Source organism: Kamptonema sp. UHCC 0994 (genome assembly GCF_029167235.1).
GTDB lineage: Bacteria > Cyanobacteriota > Cyanobacteriia > Cyanobacteriales > Microcoleaceae > Kamptonema.
Window position 1 is genome coordinate 1 of sequence record NZ_JARFTR010000246.1, and the last position, 17,383, is coordinate 17,383.

Annotated in this window: 16 protein-coding genes; 4 read left to right on the plus strand and 12 right to left on the minus strand. The window is 45.7% G+C overall.

Translation table 11 applies throughout. The annotated features are described in order from the left end of the window. Positions 1-326: 326 nt before the first annotated feature. The 5 genes from PY364_RS21965 to PY364_RS21985 form a co-directional block, all read right to left on the minus strand. Positions 327-2,126, minus strand: a complete 1,800-nt coding sequence (locus PY364_RS21965) for a ribonuclease J (RefSeq protein WP_275526299.1) — start codon at positions 2,124-2,126, stop codon at positions 327-329. 197 nt (positions 2,127-2,323) lie between these two features. Beyond that, the gene (gene dapA, locus PY364_RS21970) at positions 2,324-3,178 is read right to left on the minus strand and encodes a 4-hydroxy-tetrahydrodipicolinate synthase (protein ID WP_343278442.1); all 855 of its coding nucleotides are present in this window, start codon (positions 3,176-3,178) and stop codon (positions 2,324-2,326) included. Positions 3,179-3,201: 23 nt separating this feature from the next. Then, positions 3,202-3,342: a hypothetical protein gene (locus tag PY364_RS21975; RefSeq protein ID WP_343278444.1), complete on the minus strand. Its 141-nt coding sequence runs from the start codon at positions 3,340-3,342 to the stop codon at positions 3,202-3,204. Positions 3,343-3,650: 308 nt separating this feature from the next. Beyond that, positions 3,651-4,700: an aspartate-semialdehyde dehydrogenase gene (locus PY364_RS21980; protein ID WP_275526286.1), complete on the minus strand. Its 1,050-nt coding sequence runs from the start codon at positions 4,698-4,700 to the stop codon at positions 3,651-3,653. A 157-nt stretch (positions 4,701-4,857) separates the two neighbouring features. Then, a complete protein-coding gene (locus PY364_RS21985) occupies positions 4,858-5,136 on the minus strand; it encodes a hypothetical protein (protein ID WP_275526287.1) in 279 nt (92 codons plus the stop codon). Between the two features lie 9 nt (positions 5,137-5,145). On the opposite strand from PY364_RS21985, the gene tig reads away from it, so the two are divergent. From tig to PY364_RS22005, 4 genes are all read left to right on the plus strand, one after another. Further along, positions 5,146-6,573, plus strand: coding sequence for a trigger factor (gene tig, locus PY364_RS21990; protein WP_275526289.1), 1,428 nt, complete (start codon positions 5,146-5,148; stop codon positions 6,571-6,573). A gap of 639 nt (positions 6,574-7,212) precedes the next feature. Beyond that, positions 7,213-7,902, plus strand: coding sequence for an ATP-dependent Clp endopeptidase proteolytic subunit ClpP (gene clpP / locus PY364_RS21995; protein ID WP_275526291.1), 690 nt, complete (start codon positions 7,213-7,215; stop codon positions 7,900-7,902). Positions 7,903-7,911: 9 nt separating this feature from the next. Next, positions 7,912-9,255, plus strand: a complete 1,344-nt coding sequence (gene clpX / locus PY364_RS22000) for an ATP-dependent protease ATP-binding subunit ClpX (protein ID WP_275526292.1) — start codon at positions 7,912-7,914, stop codon at positions 9,253-9,255. A gap of 70 nt (positions 9,256-9,325) precedes the next feature. Then, entirely contained in the window at positions 9,326-9,562 is a 237-nt protein-coding gene (locus PY364_RS22005) for a hypothetical protein (protein ID WP_275526293.1), read from the plus strand. A 67-nt stretch (positions 9,563-9,629) separates the two neighbouring features. Here PY364_RS22005 and tnpA read toward each other — a convergent pair whose 3' ends face one another. The 7 genes from tnpA to PY364_RS22040 form a co-directional block, all read right to left on the minus strand. Continuing rightward, on the minus strand, positions 9,630-10,055 hold the full coding sequence (tnpA, locus tag PY364_RS22010) for an IS200/IS605 family transposase (protein WP_275526294.1): 426 nt from the start codon (positions 10,053-10,055) through the stop codon (positions 9,630-9,632). Between the two features lie 213 nt (positions 10,056-10,268). Next, positions 10,269-11,510: a bifunctional ornithine acetyltransferase/N-acetylglutamate synthase gene (gene argJ / locus PY364_RS22015; RefSeq protein WP_275526295.1), complete on the minus strand. Its 1,242-nt coding sequence runs from the start codon at positions 11,508-11,510 to the stop codon at positions 10,269-10,271. A 143-nt stretch (positions 11,511-11,653) separates the two neighbouring features. After that, on the minus strand, positions 11,654-11,791 hold the full coding sequence (locus PY364_RS22020; RefSeq protein ID WP_275526296.1) for a hypothetical protein: 138 nt from the start codon (positions 11,789-11,791) through the stop codon (positions 11,654-11,656). Between the two features lie 64 nt (positions 11,792-11,855). Continuing rightward, positions 11,856-11,993: a hypothetical protein gene (locus PY364_RS22025; protein WP_007355569.1), complete on the minus strand. Its 138-nt coding sequence runs from the start codon at positions 11,991-11,993 to the stop codon at positions 11,856-11,858. 61 nt (positions 11,994-12,054) lie between these two features. Then, positions 12,055-12,249, minus strand: a complete 195-nt coding sequence (locus tag PY364_RS22030) for a hypothetical protein (protein ID WP_275526297.1) — start codon at positions 12,247-12,249, stop codon at positions 12,055-12,057. 300 nt (positions 12,250-12,549) lie between these two features. Further along, positions 12,550-14,139, minus strand: coding sequence for a glycoside hydrolase family 57 protein (locus PY364_RS22035; RefSeq protein ID WP_275526298.1), 1,590 nt, complete (start codon positions 14,137-14,139; stop codon positions 12,550-12,552). Between the two features lie 220 nt (positions 14,140-14,359). Beyond that, positions 14,360-17,191 (minus strand): EAL domain-containing protein, encoded by a 2,832-nt coding sequence (locus tag PY364_RS22040; RefSeq protein WP_275526301.1) that lies wholly within the window; start codon positions 17,189-17,191, stop codon positions 14,360-14,362. Between the last annotated feature and the right edge of the window lie 192 nt (positions 17,192-17,383).

The following is a 17,383-nucleotide window of genomic DNA, read 5'->3' on the forward strand; positions in this document are numbered from 1 at the left end:
GGATGTGCTTTATTCTCCTAAAGGTGTGGCTGGATACAGTAAATCTCAGGCTGAGTCTCTGTTGAGGGCTAGTTTGCCGCCATTGGAGGATGACTCGCGATCGCCTGACTAATTTACTGGGGATTCATTATACCCAATTCGATTTAGGCTTGGTATTTTGTAAGTAGTCATCAGGCTGCGATCGTGGCGGTAAAGAAACTGCCATGATCGCAGTATTACCGTTAGACTGCGTAAGTTTTGTTTACCCTGAAACCCAACTAATAAACAAAAAAATAAACGCAGACAGATCGCTAAATCTATCTGCGTTCATCTCCCCTTAAAACCTGTTAAGAAGCAACTCTCGTAACAGTCCGAGGCCGTCGCCGACCCGTAAGCTTAACTTCCGGTTCTTCCTGAGTAACTTTAGGTTTCTCCGCCCCCACATCTTCTGGATTTTGCATCAAAAATACCAGCAACGGATTACTCTGAATTTCCCGACGTAGCAGCCTGTGAATCGCTCGTTCTAATTGCGTCTGCACTCCCACCCAGTCAACCTCAATTTTTGACCCGACAGGTTTAGCAAATTCTGACCAGCGATCGCTCAACACAGTTTCAATCGTATGAGTAATCAACTGTTGCAACAGCGATCGCTCCACATTTGTAACGACACCCTTCAAATGAATTTCAGGCTTAACAATCAACTTGCCTTCCCAACCCAAAGCAGCCGCCACTGTTACAATGCCATCTTCAGCCAATTGCTGACGTTCCTTAAGCACGTTTTCCTTAACGACCCCCGCACGGGAACCATCGACTAATTCAATCCCTGACGCTACTTTACCGCCAACGGAGATGGAATTCTGATTCAACTCCACGACATCGCCATTGTCGATAATCACCATATTTTCTGCCGGGATACCCATACTTTGAGCCGTCTTCGAGTGCTGAATCAGCATCCGGTGCTCGCCATGAACCGGCAAAAAGAACTTGGGTTTTGTCATCGCAATCATCAGCTTTTGGTCTTCCTGACAACCGTGTCCAGAAACGTGAATGCCTTTATCGCGACCATAAATTACATTCGCACCCAGCATCATCAACCTGTCGATCGTATTCACCACTGCGATCGTATTCCCTGGAATTGGATTAGCTGAGAACACCACCGTATCGCCTTTTTTAATCCTAATCTCTTGATGTTCGCAGTTAGAAATCCGAGTCATAGCTGACATTGGTTCTCCCTGGGAACCAGTAGTTAAAATTATTAACTTTTCATCAGGCATATTACGGACTGCTTTTAAAGGCTGGAAGATGTTATCTTCGCACTTAATGTATCCTAAATTCCGAGCATGGGCAATGACATTCAACATCGAACGCCCCACCACTGCGACATAACGATTATGCTTTTTAGCCAACTCTAGAACTATTTGCAGTCGGTGTACAGATGAAGCAAAAGTTGTCACCAATATCCTACCAGGAGCCTGAGCAAAAACTCGGTCGAGGTTAGGATAAACAGACCTTTCTGAAGGCGTAAATCCAGGTATTTCTGAGTTAGTTGAATCGCTGATTAAGCACAGCACACCTTTCTCGCCATATTCTGCCAGCTTTTGGAAGTCGAAAAACTCGCCGTCTACCGGAGTATGGTCGATCTTAAAATCTCCTGTATGGATTAAAACTCCCACTGGGGTATGAATTGCCACTGTAAAGCTGTCAGCCATTGAGTGGGTATTGCGAATATATTCGACTAAGAAATGTTTGCCAATTCGCACCATATCGCGAGGCCGAACTGTTCTTAATTCTGTCCGGTTGGAGACTCCTGCTTCTTCCAGTTTGCCGGCAAGCAAAGCCATCGCTAACCGAGGGCCGTAAATTACTGGAATTTCAAATTGTTTCAGGTGATAGGGAATACCGCCGATATGATCTTCGTGGCCGTGAGTAACGATCATACCCTTGATTTTTTCCTTATTTTCTCGCAGATAGGTCATATCTGGGAGAACAATATTTACGCCGTGCATCCCGTCACTGGGAAAGGCTAATCCTGCATCTAGGAGGATAATTTCATCCTCGTACTCGAAAATGCAGGTATTCTTGCCGATTTCATGGAGTCCGCCTAGGGGAATAATTTTGAGGGTGGGTTCACTTGGATTTTTGGTCATCCGCATCATTGACTCTTTCAACATTGCATCTTTCGTAATTGGCAATCTGTGATTAATCATTGGTAATTAGTAATTGGTAATTGGTCATTGGTCATTGTTAACAGTTAACTGTTAACTGTTAACTGTTAACTGTTAGCTGTTAACAGTTAACTATTTTATTCAGTTGTCTGAAAACTTGTTTTTGCCCCTGTAACTGGCTAAAGCATATCCAGCTTGCTAAGCTCATCTTTTAACTTTTTAACTATCTCCTCTGGCGCTTCACACAGCGGCAGTCTGGGGGCTCCAACATTCCAGCCTTGCAGTTCTAAAGCTGCCTTGATAGGAATGGGATTTGTGGTCAGAAAAAGAGCTTTAAACAGGTCGGAAAGTTGCAGATGAATCTGGGTAGCGACTTGGACTTGACCAGCTTCAAAAGCTTGTATCATCTGTTGGAGTTGCTCTCCTACTATGTGGCTTGCCACGCTAACTACGCCGGTAGCCCCAACTGCCAACATCGGCAACGTTAGGGAGTCATCCCCAGAGTAAATCTGAAATTCAGGGGGCGTGATGCGTCGAATTTGACTTGCTTGATCTAAGTTGCCACTGGCTTCTTTGACAGCTACAATATTCGGAATTTCTGCCAACCTAGCGACGGTTTCTGGAAGCAGATTTACACTACTGCGTCCAGGTACATTATACACCATTATAGACAATTCTGGAACGGAAGAAGCGATCGCTTTAAAGTGTCGATACAAACCTTCCTGCGGCGGCTTGTTATAATAGGGAACTACTTGTAATGATCCATCTAATCCTAGTTTAGCAGCTTTTTGCGTCGCTGCGATCGCCTCGCTAGTAGAATTCGATCCCGTCCCTGCAATTACCTGCGCTTTTCCGGCTACAGCCTTTTGCACGACTTGAAATAAATTATATTCTTCTTCCCACGTAAGAGCGGGAGATTCCCCAGTAGTTCCGCAGACTACTATCCCATCACTGCCGCGATCGGCTAAATGCACTGCTAACTGTTCTGCTACTGCATAATTCACGCTACCGTCTTCTTTAAACGGCGTAATCATCGCAGTTAGAACCCTTCCAAAGTTTACCACACTCTTGTCACTCCTTGATAATTGATAACTGGTAATTGGTAATTGGTAATTGGTAATTGGTAATTGGTAATTGGTAATTGGTAATTGCTAATTGGTAATTGGTAATTGGTAATTGGTAATTGGTAATTGGTAATTGCTAATTGCTAATTGCTAATTGCTAATTGCTAATTGCTAATTTATGTCAACACATAATATTGTAGGTCATTAGGACTGAAACAAAGCAATCCCTCTAGGTAATTAGCTTATTGGCTGATACATTGTCAGGACTCACGCATAACTTTATTCTGTCATTGCGAGTGAAACGAAGCAATCCCTCTAGACTACTATTAGCTTGTTGGCTGATAAGCTAATAGATTAGCATTAGTTGTGGCCTAATTAGTAATTAGCTAGCAATTACCAATTACCAATTACCAATTAGCCATTAGCCATTAGCCATTAGCTATTAGCTATTAACTGCTGTTGCTTTTACCCGATTTTTAAGCCAACTTTTCTCAATGAGTAATTCCGCAATCTGCACAGCGTTCAAAGCCGCCCCTTTGCGAATTTGATCCCCGCTCAGCCAGAGTTCCAAAGCGCAGGGATGAGAAATATCTTGGCGAATTCTGCCTACTAATACCTCGTCCTTACCACTAGCTTCCACAGGCATCGGGAAATAATTAGCTTCCCAATCTTCTACCAGCTTAATTCCGGGAGCTTGACTCAAAATCTCCTTAGCTAATTTCGGACTGAAAGGCTTGGCAAACTCTAGATTAATCGCTTCCGAATGGGCGCGAAGTACGGGAACCCGAATGCAAGTTGCCGTAATTCTAATATCCTGGGTTCCGAAAATTTTGCGGGTTTCGTTTACCATTTTCATCTCTTCCTCACAATATCCTAAATCGTTGATTTTCGTATTGTGGGGAAACAAATTAAATGCCAAAGGATAGGGGAAAATCTCAGTTTTGGGGATTTCACCCTGCAAAATCGCCCTCGCTTGGGCCTTGACCTCTTCCATTGCTCTAGCGCCGGCACCACTGGCAGACTGGTAAGTGGCAGCAACTATCCGCTCTACTGGTTGAACTTGGTGCAATGGCCAAACGGCAACGGCCATTAAAATTGTCGTGCAATTGGGATTAGCAATTATACCTTGGTGAGCTGCCGCCGCTTCTGGATTCACCTCTGGCACAACTAGGGGAACAGTTGGTTCCATCCGAAAAGCGCTGGAATTGTCAATGACTACTGCACCAGCATCTACAGCTTTCGGGGCCCAAAGTTTAGAGATAGAGCCTCCCGCTGAAGCGAGAACTAAATCTACATTATCAAAAGAGCGATCGCCTACAGCCTCTACAGGTAACTTTTCGCCAGCAAAGGAGAGAGTTGTACCAGCGGAACGTGCAGAAGCCAACAGCTTCAAGTCAGCAACGGGAAAGTCTCGGCTTTCCAATAACTCCAGCAACTCTGCGCCGACTGCGCCAGTTGCTCCTAGAATAGCAACTCGATAGGATTGGGGCAAATTAATTTCCTCCGATGGTTTGGACTTAAAAGGTCGAAATCTGAAATTAAAATAACGATTTTACTCAAGGTAAAGCGATTGAATGTTAGGGGAGTGCAGGATCAGTTACCATAACTTAGTGTAGTTAACCGGAGTTAGAGCAGCGATCGCTAAATGGCTACGTCCAGATTATATCTATCGCTAGTGTAGCAGGCAACGATCTCTCTGCTTTGAGTTGGAGGCGATCGCAAAATGGCACTACTCCATTAGAGCGTATTCTGAGTAGAGCAGCATGGCAGCGATCGCTTGCCAGTGAGAAAAGGGTTGAAAAGTATGATGAATCAGACTTTAACCTTCTGCCTTCTGCCTTCAGACTTTCCTGCTCTAGGGCCATTGTCCCCTCCGCACCCACCGCGTAAGCGCAAAAATTCTTCAAGCGTATTGTTTTAAGTACCATAAAAAGCCGATGAAAGTAACCCAGGAAAAGCTTCCAGCCAGCCAAATTGGTCTGGAAATCGAAATCACACCCGAAAAGTCAAAACAAGTCTACGAACAGGTAGTACAGCAATTTTCACGCTCCCTCAACATTCCTGGGTTCCGCAGAGGCAAAGTCCCCCGGCATATTTTGTTGCAGCGCTTGGGCCAGACTCGCCTGAAAGCTACAGCTTTGGAAGATTTGATTAATGAATCCCTCCAGAAAGCGCTAGAGCAAGAAAATATTGAGGCGATCGGTAATTTTGAACTCAGATCCGAATTTGAGCAGTTACTCAACCAGTTTGAACCGGGACAGCCGCTGACATTTTTAGCTGCGGTTGATGTGGAGCCGGAAGCTAAACTGGGACAGTATACTGGTTTACAGCTAAAAGTAGAAGATGTCAATTACGATGCAGAGCAAGTCGATCGGGTGTTAGAACAGTACCGAGCCGAAAAAGCTACTTTGATTCCCGCAGAAGGTCGATCGGCTCAGTTAGGAGATATGGCATTATTGGATTTTCAAGGTAGGTTTGCAGTCGCACCTGAAGGCGAAGAACCCCAAGAAATCCCTGGCGGTAAAGCCGAAGACTTTCAAGTTGAACTACAGGAAAATCAATTTATCCCTGGCTTCATCGCTGGAATTATTGGCATGAACCCTGGAGAAACCAAAGAAATTCCTGTAGACTTCCCCGAAGAGTACGGCAATCAAGAGTTAGCCGGCGAGTCGGCGGTATTTACCATTACCCTCAAAGAGCTCAAGGAAAAAGAGTTACCAGAGTTAGACGATGACTTCGCTCAAGAAATCAGCGAGTTTGAAACCCTAGCCGAATTGCGCGAATCTCTGGAAAAACGCTTTAAAGAAGAGCAAGAGAGCAAAATTACTGCCAATAAGGAAGGAGCTCTGCTCAAAGCTTTGGAAGAGACAATAGAAGTCGAAATCCCGGAAACGATGATTAGCCGCGAAGTTGAGTATTTGATGACTCAGCAGGCAATGCAGTTAAGCAATTACGGGATTGACATCAAGCAGTTCTTTACTAAGGAAAATATACCAGGGATTCGGGAGCGATCGCGCCCACAAGCAATCGAACGGATCAAACAGTCTCTCGCTTTAGTACAAGTTGCCAAACAGGAATCCATCTCCGTTGAGGAAGCAGAAATTCTCAAAGAAGAGAGAAAAGTAATGTCTCAACTTAAGGATAAAGATGTAGATCCCGACCGGTTGCGGGAAGTCGTCGAAGCTGATTTGCTTAAAACCAAAACTCTCAAATGGTTGGAAGAACACAGCACAATTGAACTCGTTCCTGAAGGCAGTTTAACTCCTATTGACGATGAGGAAGATGATGAGGAAGATGATGTGGAAACAAGCGCCAGTGATGCCACTGTGAGTGTGGAAGCTGAATCTGTAGTTGAGGAAGGTTAATTAGGGAAATTGGGCGAATAATTCGCAGTTACACAAACTTAGGCACGCTTCCTAGCGCCGCCGTCTTAGTGGTATTTACCGCCGGGACGGCGGCGTTACAATTGATTATCCGTAACGCCGCCATCTTGGCGGTGACTTGACCGCCGAGACGGCGGCGTTACGACTGATTTTGTGTAACTCCTAACTAGGAAAAAATCAACACTTTTATCGTTATTTTAAGTAGTTGGACAAAAATAAATAATGTCATTGCTAGCCCAGCGAAGCAATCGCAGGGGTTTGGGATTGCTTCGCTTGGCTCGCAATGACATGGTTGCGTTATGTCCGACTACTTAGAAGCAATCCAACAAATTGATTTAAAACTAATTTGGCTAACAATTAGGCAGCATCTACCAAAATTAAAGGAAACTGTACAAGAAATGTTATTAAATATCGAGGATGAATAACCCTATGAACAAATTTTAGCTTGCTTACCCAACCCACCGAAGAGCGATCGCCCTTACTCCCTCAACAACTCAGTACAGCACCCATTCCCCATCCGAGACTGACTAAGGCATAATAGATCAAAGCTAGATCCTCAACTTTGAGCAAAATCAGCCGTAAATCAGCCCTAAGTTTTATTACTCCTTGACTGGTATCATTATGGTAATATCTCAGACCAACCACCAATTTACAAGCTTCAACGATTTTGAGGTATCCGCCGTGAGCCCCAGCAACGTCGTACCAATGGTACTCGAACAGTCGGGGATGGGAGAGCGGGCCTTTGACATATATTCCCGCCTCCTACGGGAACGGATCATCTTTCTAGGAACCCCCGTTGACGATCAAGTAGCTGACTCCATCGTGGCTCAGTTATTGTTCCTAGATGCCGAAGACCCCGAAAAAGACATCCAACTGTACATCAACTCCCCCGGCGGCTCCGTGACAGCGGGTATGGCAATTTACGACACCATGCAGCAAGTCCGCCCCGATGTAGTCACAATTTGTTACGGCTTAGCTGCTAGTATGGGGGCATTCCTCATGGCTGCTGGGGCGGCTGGTAAGCGGATGTCTCTGCCCAGTTCCAGAATCATGATCCACCAACCTTTAGGTGGCGCTCAAGGCCAAGCTGTAGATATTGAGATTCAAGCCAAAGAAATCCTATATCATAAGCGTAAGCTGAATGAATTGCTGGCGCACCACACCCGTCAACCCCTGGAGAGAATTGAGGCTGATACTGAGCGCGACTTTTTCATGTCAGCGGCTGAAGCTAAAGATTACGGCTTAGTCGATCAGGTGATCGCTAAGCAAAATCTTCCGACACCGGGAGAAAATGTCACCGCAATGAAATAAGAGGCAGTTATGTCTAAATACGACTCCCATCTAAAATGTTCTTTTTGTGGCAAGTCTCAAGAGCAAGTTCGCAAGTTAATAGCAGGGCCAGGAGTCTATATCTGCGATGAATGCGTGGATTTGTGCAATGAAATTTTAGATGAGGAGTTGTTTGACTCCGGCGCGGTAGGGCCACAAACGCCCCCGCGCCCGGAACCTACACCAGCCAAACGCCGCGTTACTGCTGGTAAGACTTTGGGGCTGGGTCAAATTCCTAAGCCGAGAGAGATTAAGAATTTTCTAGACGAGCACGTTATCGGTCAGGATGAGGCGAAAAAAGTCCTCTCAGTAGCGGTTTACAACCACTACAAGCGCCTGAGTTTCGTTCCGGTAAAGGGGGGTACTAAGCCGCCGACGGACGAGGTAGAACTGCAAAAATCAAATATTCTGCTGATTGGCCCTACGGGTTGCGGGAAAACGCTACTGGCTCAAACTTTGGCAGAGATGTTGGATGTGCCCTTTGCTGTGGCAGATGCGACGACGCTGACGGAAGCTGGCTATGTTGGGGAAGATGTGGAAAATATCTTGCTCAGGCTGCTGCAAGTGGCAGATTTAGATGTGGAAGAGGCCCAGCGGGGAATTATCTATATTGATGAGATTGACAAGATTGCCCGCAAGAGTGAAAATCCTTCGATTACGCGGGATGTATCGGGAGAAGGCGTACAGCAGGCTTTGTTGAAGATGTTGGAGGGGACGATCGCCAATGTACCTCCTCAAGGTGGGCGCAAACATCCTTACCAAGATTGCATTCAGATTGATACGAGTAATATTTTGTTTATTTGCGGTGGGGCTTTTGTCGGCTTAGATAAGGTGATAGAGCAGAGAACGGGCAAAAAGTCAATGGGTTTTGTCCAGCCTGGGGATTTGTTACCGAAAGAAAAGCGCACAGCAGATGTGCTTAAGCAATTGGAACCCGACGATTTGGTAAAATTTGGGATGATTCCAGAGTTTATTGGGCGGATACCGATGCTGGCGGTGGTGGAACCGCTGGATGAGGAAACCTTGATGGCGATTTTGACGGAGCCCAAAAATGCGCTGGTGAAGCAGTATCAAAAGCTGCTGAAGATGGATAATGTGCAGTTAGATTTCAAGTCAGATGCAATTCGGGCGATCGCACAGGAAGCTTATCGGCGCAAAACTGGTGCGCGGGCATTGCGGGGAATTGTGGAAGAGTTAATGTTAGATGTGATGTACGAGTTGCCTTCTCGTAAGGATGTTTCACGTTGCATGATTACTAAGGAAATGGTAGAAAAACGCTCTACGGCTGAGCTTTTGGTGTTGCCATCTTCGCTACCTAAACCGGAATCTGCATAGGAATGTTAACGGTTAACGGTTAAAAGATAATAAAACTTCTTATTATGTTAATCCTGATGAATGGGAAAATTTGATAGAGGAAGAGGTAATTGAGGATGCGATCGCGGATGCTGCTGAGGAAGTATTTAACGGTAATTATAGTCAATTTGAACTTGCAAAGATGATGGATAGAAACCTGATTATCCAAAATGCTGTAAGGTTATTGAATTTGACTTATGTTAATTCAGCAAAAGATTTACCTGCAATCTTGGCTGAGAATTTAAGTCAGTTACCTGGTGGAGAAGATTGGATAAATCGGCGAAAATAAGTTTATTTAGATAGACCCGGCGATTGAAATCGCGGCTACACAGACAAAACCCGCCTGCGCGGGTTAATTATGAAAAAGGTGAGTTTGGAGTTAGTTCCCAAGTAGGATTAATTGATGTTTGACTATGGTGAATTGCCTGGTTTCTAATGTAGTTAGCTACATTGTCAATGGCATCATAACTAACAGTAAATGCTCCGTAACTACCTTGCCATTTAAAAAATTTACCAGGATTGATTTCGTGGGTGATTAAATGGGATGAACTTCCTTTGATTTGCTTGATCGTCTCAGATACCGCTAGAGTAGGCGGAAAACCTATTAAGAGATGCACATGATCTTCAATACCGCCAACAGCAATCACTGTACACCCTAGCTGATTACATTCTCCAATAATAGCGGCATAGATGAATTCTTGAATATCAGGAGTAATCAAAGGCAACCTATCCCAAGTTGCCCAAACAAAATGAAGATACAATTGTGTAAAATTTGCTCTCATTCCTCTTAAACTATATAAAATTTAACGCTCTTCTTCAACCCGCGAAGGCGGGTTTTGTTTGTGTAGCCGCGATTTCAATCGCCGGGGACTGTAATCATCTGTAATCATCGAGGATGAATCCAACTCAGGAATGCAGGCGACAGGAACGCAGGCGATTGAAATCGCGCCTACACAATCAAAGTCCGCCTTCGCGGACTAAAGAATTGAAATCTATTAAGTAGTGTACTCAGCGTTAATCTTCACATAGTCATAACTCAAATCACAACCCCAAGCCTTCCCACTACCATTTCCATTACCAACACTCACCTGAATTAAAACAGTATCCCCCTTCAAATATTCACCCGCCGCCGCCGCTTTCATATAATTACTCGCAGCAACCCGATCGAATGGCAAAGGTTGACCATTTTCCATCATCAAGAAATCTCCTAATTGAATCCGCAAATTTTCCTGATCGAAGGGTACACCCGCACGGCCCGCCGCCGCTGCAATCCTTCCCCAATTTGGATCGCGACCAAAAATTGCTGATTTCACCAGAGAAGAACCGACAATTGTTTTAGCAATTTTACTAGCAGATGCTTCATCGGGTGCGCCGCTAACTTGTACTTCAATTAAACAAGTTGCACCTTCACCGTCACGCGCAATTGACTTTGCTAAATATACGCAAACCTCTGTCAACATTGCTTCTAATTTTTCTGCATCCGGCCCTTTATCTGTAATTGCAGGTGTGCGAGATTGACCATTCGCTAAAGCAATCAAAGAATCATTGGTACTTGTATCACCATCAACGGTAATTTGATTAAAACTCCTATCAGCGGCGCGGCTTAACATTTCCTGCCATAAATGCGGCGATACTGCTGCATCGCAAGTAACAAATGCCAGCAAAGTTGCCATATTTGGGTGAATCATTCCCGAACCTTTGCAGATCCCGCCGATACGAACCGCGCGATCGCCAAACATGGTTTCTAAAGCAATGGTTTTCGGTACTAAATCTGTCGTACAAATCGCCTTCGCCGCCGCATCGGAACCCGTTTCAGAAGCAGCAGCTACCAATTGCGGAATCGCAGCCTTTAACGGTTCCATCTTAATCCGCTGTCCAATTACCCCAGTGGAAGCGATCAGAATTAAGTCTGGGGAAATATTCAGCACTCCCGCCAAAACCTGAGCACTTTCGATCGCATCGGCCCAGCCTTGTTCGCCAGTAGCAGCGTTAGCTTGACCCGCATTGCACAAAATCGCTTTCGCACTGGGTTTATCTTCTAACCGTTGGCGGCAGTAGTCCACACAAGCTGCTCGCACGACAGAGGTAGTAAAAACACCTGCTGCGATCGCATCTACCTCTGACAAAATTAAAGTTAAATCCGGTGCTCCCGAAGGCTTCAACCCTGCCACTATACCCGCTGCTTTATACCCTCTCGGAGCAGTTACTCCGCCGCTAATTACTTGCCAGTCCGACATAATTACCTCGCTACATCCGCGATCTGCTGAGAGCGGATTATATCATCAATATAATATGGCAATCGCGGCTGCCTCTGTTACAGAATTAATCTGGGGAGGAAGTCGCGACTTTTTAGTAAATTGCATTTTTATGGGCGCAGAATTTATTTGCGATCGCCAGTCATCCGAGTAGTATCCAGCCCAACTTCCTCAGCAGTGCGGGAAAGTAAGCTTTGTTGGCGATTCTTGACTTGGTGTTGGTGACGATTCATTAAAGCCCGTGCTTGATTTTCAGTAGACATGATTTGTTACTCCAAATTTAATATTTAAGGTCAATAACGTGAGGGGGTGTAAACTCTGAGGTGATTATTTGCGATCGCCAGTCATTCGAGTAGCATCGAGCCCAACTTCCTCAGCAGTACGGGAAAGTAAACTTTGTTGGCGATTCTTGACTTGGTGTTGGTGGCGGTTCATTAAAGCCCGTGCTTGGTTTTCAGTAGACATGATTTGTTGCTCCAAATTTTTGTATTAAAGTTAGTCGGCAATTTAGGAAATTGAGCTTTTTCTAGCTCATCGTTGCATTGCTGCGGTCATAACTAGCTTGGAAGTTGGATTGCGCCTTGCCTTGAATGTGGCCCCGGTAGCTAGTATCTTCAAGACCTACTTCGGCTGCGGTACGCGAGAGCAGAGACTGCTGCCGGTTCTTGACTAAATGGTGGTGACGCATCATCAGAGCGCGAGCTTGATCTTCGGTAGACATATCTGGTTCCTCTCTATTGTTTGAGTAATGTTTAACTTTTTTCCTTTCTTTTATGACTATAACAGAGAATTCTGTATTCAAATTTACAAAATGCTTTTTTTTACAAAAATTTACATACTTCTCATTATTCAGGTATAGCTGAACACTAAAAAAGCTTCCCCATTCATAGATAAGCCTTTTGTAGAAAGAGGGAGCGGGGGAGATGGGGAGCACAGGGGCAGAGGAGCAGAGGAGCAGAGGAGCAGAGGGGAAATCTTCGTCTTTCCTGTTCCATCCCCCCCGCTCCCCCGCTCCCTCTTTCTAAAGCGATCTATAGACTCGGTAGTTAATTTCAGGGAAGATATTATCGATCGCCTCTACCTTTTCCAACCAACCAGAGTCAACCTTGCCCTCATTTACCTCATCATAGAGTTTGTGGAAACGCATTAAATGCGATCGCGTCCGCCGTACCGCATAAGGAACCATCGTCCCCGTCCGCATAATAAACGCCCAGTCAGAAGACTGAGCCAGCAACAACTCCCGCGCCGCCTGGTTAAGAGCCCGCCACTCCAATTCATCCGCAGGTTCGCGATTTCCCAACTCAATCATCCGCTCAGTAGCCTTGTGCAAATGCGGGTAAATCCAAGAATTAGTATCATTGAGCCAATACTCGTGGAAACCCCGGAAACCCCAACTTGACTGAGAAGGGCGACAAACTTGCTGAGTAGGGTTCCCCTGCAAATAATCCGCCAAATGAGTCATATCGTAAGTATGTTGGTCATACCAAGACTTACGGAACAAATAATCTAAGAACCAAGGGCCCTCATACCACCAGTGGCCAAAAAGTTCAGCATCATAAGGCGAAACAATAATCGGAGGCCGGTGCATAATCCCGTAAAGGTGATCCACTTGGCGTTCCCGGTTAAAAGTAAAATTGCTAGCGTGCTCCGCCGCCTTTTCCCTTGCCCAATAGGGATCGTAAAGCGCCTTATCACCCAAACCCAAACCCCTGCCAGTAATTTTGTGATACTTAATCCCAGTATTCTTACGCTGACCATTGGGCATAATGTAGGGCTTAATGTAATCGTATTCAGCTTCCCAACCCAAATCTTTATAGAATTCGCGATACTCCGGTGCTCCCGGATATCCCACCTCGGAAGACCAAACCTGCTGAGACGACTCATGATCTCGTCCAAACACCGCCACGCCAGACTCAGTAAAGATCGGAGCGTAACTACCAAAACGTGGACGGGGACGGGCGTAGAGAATACCGTGACCATCAGTGAGGAAATAGCGCAGGCCAGCATCGGCTAACATCCGTTCCAAGCCTTCATAATAAGCGCATTCAGGTAGCCAAATCCCTTTTGGGGGGCGGCCGAAGTTTTGCTCGTAGTGTTCGCAGGCGACTTTAATTTGGGCCCACACTGCTTCGGGATACATCTTCATCAGTGGCAAATAGCCGTGAGTAGCGCCACAGGTGATAATTTCGAGATTGTTAGTGTCTTGGAACTGCTTAAAGGCTTTTACCAAGTCGCGATCGTAGCGTTCCCAAAGGTTACGGACTTGATTAAAGCTAGCAGCGTAGTGTTCCGCCAGATAGCGGACATGGCCATTTTGGGCATTGTGTTCGATTTCCAGTTCGGCGAGTTCTTCTAGTCCAGCCAAGTGGTCTTCGTAGCGGTCTTGGAGCAAGGGGTCGCGCAACATCGCCACCAAAGGCGGTGTCATGCTCATCGTAATTTTAAAGTCAATGCCGTCGCGCTTTAGCCCTTCAAATACTTGTAGCAGGGGCACGTAAGTTTCGGTAATTGCCTCAAACAGCCATTCTTCTTCTAAAACGTAATCGCTTTCGGGGTGGCGGACAAAAGGCAAGTGGGCGTGGAGAACGAGAGCGAGATAGCCAATAGCCATAGTGAACTCACATGATTTAGTTATAAAACTGATGTCGGACTGAACAGCTTTAATAAGATTTTAAGATTTTCAGGACAAAAGAGATCATTTATAGTTGCTAATAGCTAATTGCTAATAGCTAATGGCTAATTGCTAACTGCTAATCCCTCCTACTTACCTTCCCCATCCTCCCCATCTCCCCCTCTCCCTCTCCCTTTCCCTAGTCCCTAGCCCCTAGCCCCTAGCCCCTTCTTTCAAAACCCCATTCATCCTTTGTTATCAAAGCTGCTGCTGCCGAACCGTCCACTGGTCTAGAGAAAAAGTATCCCTGCCCATAATCACACTTTAAGGCTCTAAGCAGGGCGAGTTGCGAAGCTTTTTCCACTCCTTCGGCGACCACATCCATACCTAGATTGTGGGCTAAGGTGACTATGGAGCGGACAATTTCTGTTGGATCGATGTTTCCCTTGCTGATGTTGCTCTCAATACCCATTCTGCTGACAAAGGAGCGGTCAATCTTTAAAGTATTAGTGGGGAAGCGGTGCAGGTAACTCAAGGAAGAGTAGCCGGTGCCGAAGTCATCGATGCACAGGTGAATATTTCTAGCTCTGAGCTCTCTAAGGAGGGCGGTGACGGATTTGGAATTTTCCATCAGCACGCTTTCTGTAATTTCTAGTTTTAAATCCCGACCATCTAGGTCAGTTTCTCGAAGAATTTGGTCGATTTGCGCGATTAAATTGGGTTGGGAAAATTGTTTAACGGAAAGATTTACGCTGATTGTTAGGGGTTGGTGGTGGGGAAATTGGTGTTGCCATTGGCGAATCTGGCGGCAGGATTCTCGCAGTACCCATTGACCGATGGGTATGATTAATCCTGTTTCTTCTGCGACTGGGATAAATTCTGCTGGAGAAATTAAGCCGCGTTCTGGGTGCTGTAACCTGATGAGTGCCTCGAAACCTGTGATTTTGCCTGTTGAGAGGGATACTATCGGCTGGTAGTGAATCAAAAACTGGGGGTTGGTAATTGGTATTTGGGAGTGCGTTATGTTCTGATTTTTGTTGTTGTTGGCTGCGGGGTTTTGAAGTTGTGTTGTGGTGTTTATCTGCTGTTCTTTTTTAATGGTTTCGATCGCCTTTCGCAAGTCGTTTTCTATCTGCAACAGGCGTAGGGCCTGGGCGTGCATGGAGGTATTGAAGACTTCGTGGCGGGCGCGACCTCGTTCTTTGGCGCGGTACATGGCTGTGTCTGCGTCGCGTAAGAGGTTGGCTGCGTCTTCGCAGTCTAGGGAACTGAGGGCGATGCCGATGCTGAGGGTGATGAATACTTCGTGTTCGTCTAGAGTGAATGGGGATGTTAGTTCTTGATGTAGTAGGTTGGCTAGATTGGTGGCGCTACTTAGGCTGTCGATGTCTTCGAGTAAGATTACAAATTCGTCTCCGCCGAGGCGGGCAACTGTGTCTCCGGGGTGGAGGGATTTTTCGAGGCGGCGGGCGATCGCGATTAGCAGGCGATCGCCTATGGCATGACCTAAACTGTCGTTAACTACCTTAAATCGATCCAGATCCAGAAATAGTACGGCAAACAAATATTCTTTGCGCCGTTTTGCTACGGTGAAGGCGTGGTCTAAGCGTTCGCTAAACAGGGCGCGGTTGGCTAAGCCTGTAAGTCCGTCGTGGAAAGCGTCGTGCAGGAGTTGTTGCTCGGCTAATTTGCGTGCTGTGATGTCGTGACAGTTGACAACGATCCCGTTTACGGTTGGGTCGTGCAGTAAGTTGGTGGCTACGGCTTCTAATACGCACCAGGAGCCGGTGCGGTGACGCACGCGGTACTCTATGGGTGATTGGCTGATGCCTGGGTTTTGAATTGCTTTGCTGAGAGTTTGCGCGATCGCTGCTGTGTCGTCTGGATGAGCTAGGCTGAGGGCGTTGCGGCCGATGGCGATTTCGGGTGAGTATCCTAAAATTCGCTTGACTGAAGGGCTGATGTAATCGTATTTCCCGCTAGCGTTCAGAATTACGGTGATGTCGGTGGCGTTTTCAATTAGGGAGCGAAATCGCTGTTCTCTTTGACGGAGTGCTTCTTCTGCTCGTTTGCGTTCTGTGAGTTCGGTTTGGGCTTTTTGATATAGTTCGGCTTGGTGGATGGCGATCGCGCATTGATCGGCAATTACGTTTACTAGGGAGAGTTCTTCTGGACTCCACTCTCTAGGGCGATCGCATTGATGCAAAGAAATTACCCCTAAAAATGAGTCGCGGTATAGCAGGGGTATTATTGCTAGGGAACGTACTTCAAATATCCTCAGTAATTCTTGTATTTGAGGCGGGAGGTTGCTAAAGTCCGAGACAATTACTGTTTCCCCCTGACTGAGAGTTTGGTAGTGTACTCTGGAAAATCCGCATTGAACTCCGATGATGTTTTCTCTGTTAGTAGCGGTCAGGCTTACATAACAAGCTCTTGTTTGATTATTTATCTCTACTTGACAAATTAGGCAGCGCGTTGTTTGCAGTGCTGTTTGTAACTGATCTACTGTTATTTGCATTACTTCGTCTAGGGCGAGAGTGCTCCGCATCGCCTGTACTATCTTATTAATTATTGCTTCTCGTTTGGCTTGGCGCTGCACCAAGGCGATCGCTTGTTCCTGTTGGCGACGCAGTTTAAATTCTCCCAGGGCTCTTTCTAAAACTGTGGGTAAGCGAAATAGCCTATCTTTTAATACATAATCTGTCATTCCGGCTTTAATACACTCAACTGCTGCTTCTTCCCCCAAACTCCCTGTTACCAGAATGAAAGGAATTTCTTGTCCTGATTGCTGCACTAATTTGAACACTTCTAACCCATTAAAGCCAGGTAGGCGATAATCTGACAGAACAGCGTCGTAAGTGGTATTTGTAAGTAAATCTTCGCAATCTCTGGCTGTTTGAGCTCGATTCCAGGTAAAATTCACACCTGCTGATTCTAAGGCGATCGCCATTAGTTCTGCATCTTCCACCACGTCTTCTACAATCAACAAATGCAGGGGTGAGTGCTGTAACTGTTTCAGTTGTTGAGGCTGGGTATAAGATTGCTGAAACATTGGTAATTGGTAATTGGTAATTGGTAATTGGTAATTGGTAATTGGTAATTGGTAATTGGTAATTGGTAATTGGTAATTGGTAATTGGTAATTGGTAATTGGTAATTGGTAATTGGTAATTGGTAATTGGTAATTGGTAATTGGTAATTGGTAATTGGTAATTGGTAATTGGTAATTGGTAATTGGTAATTGG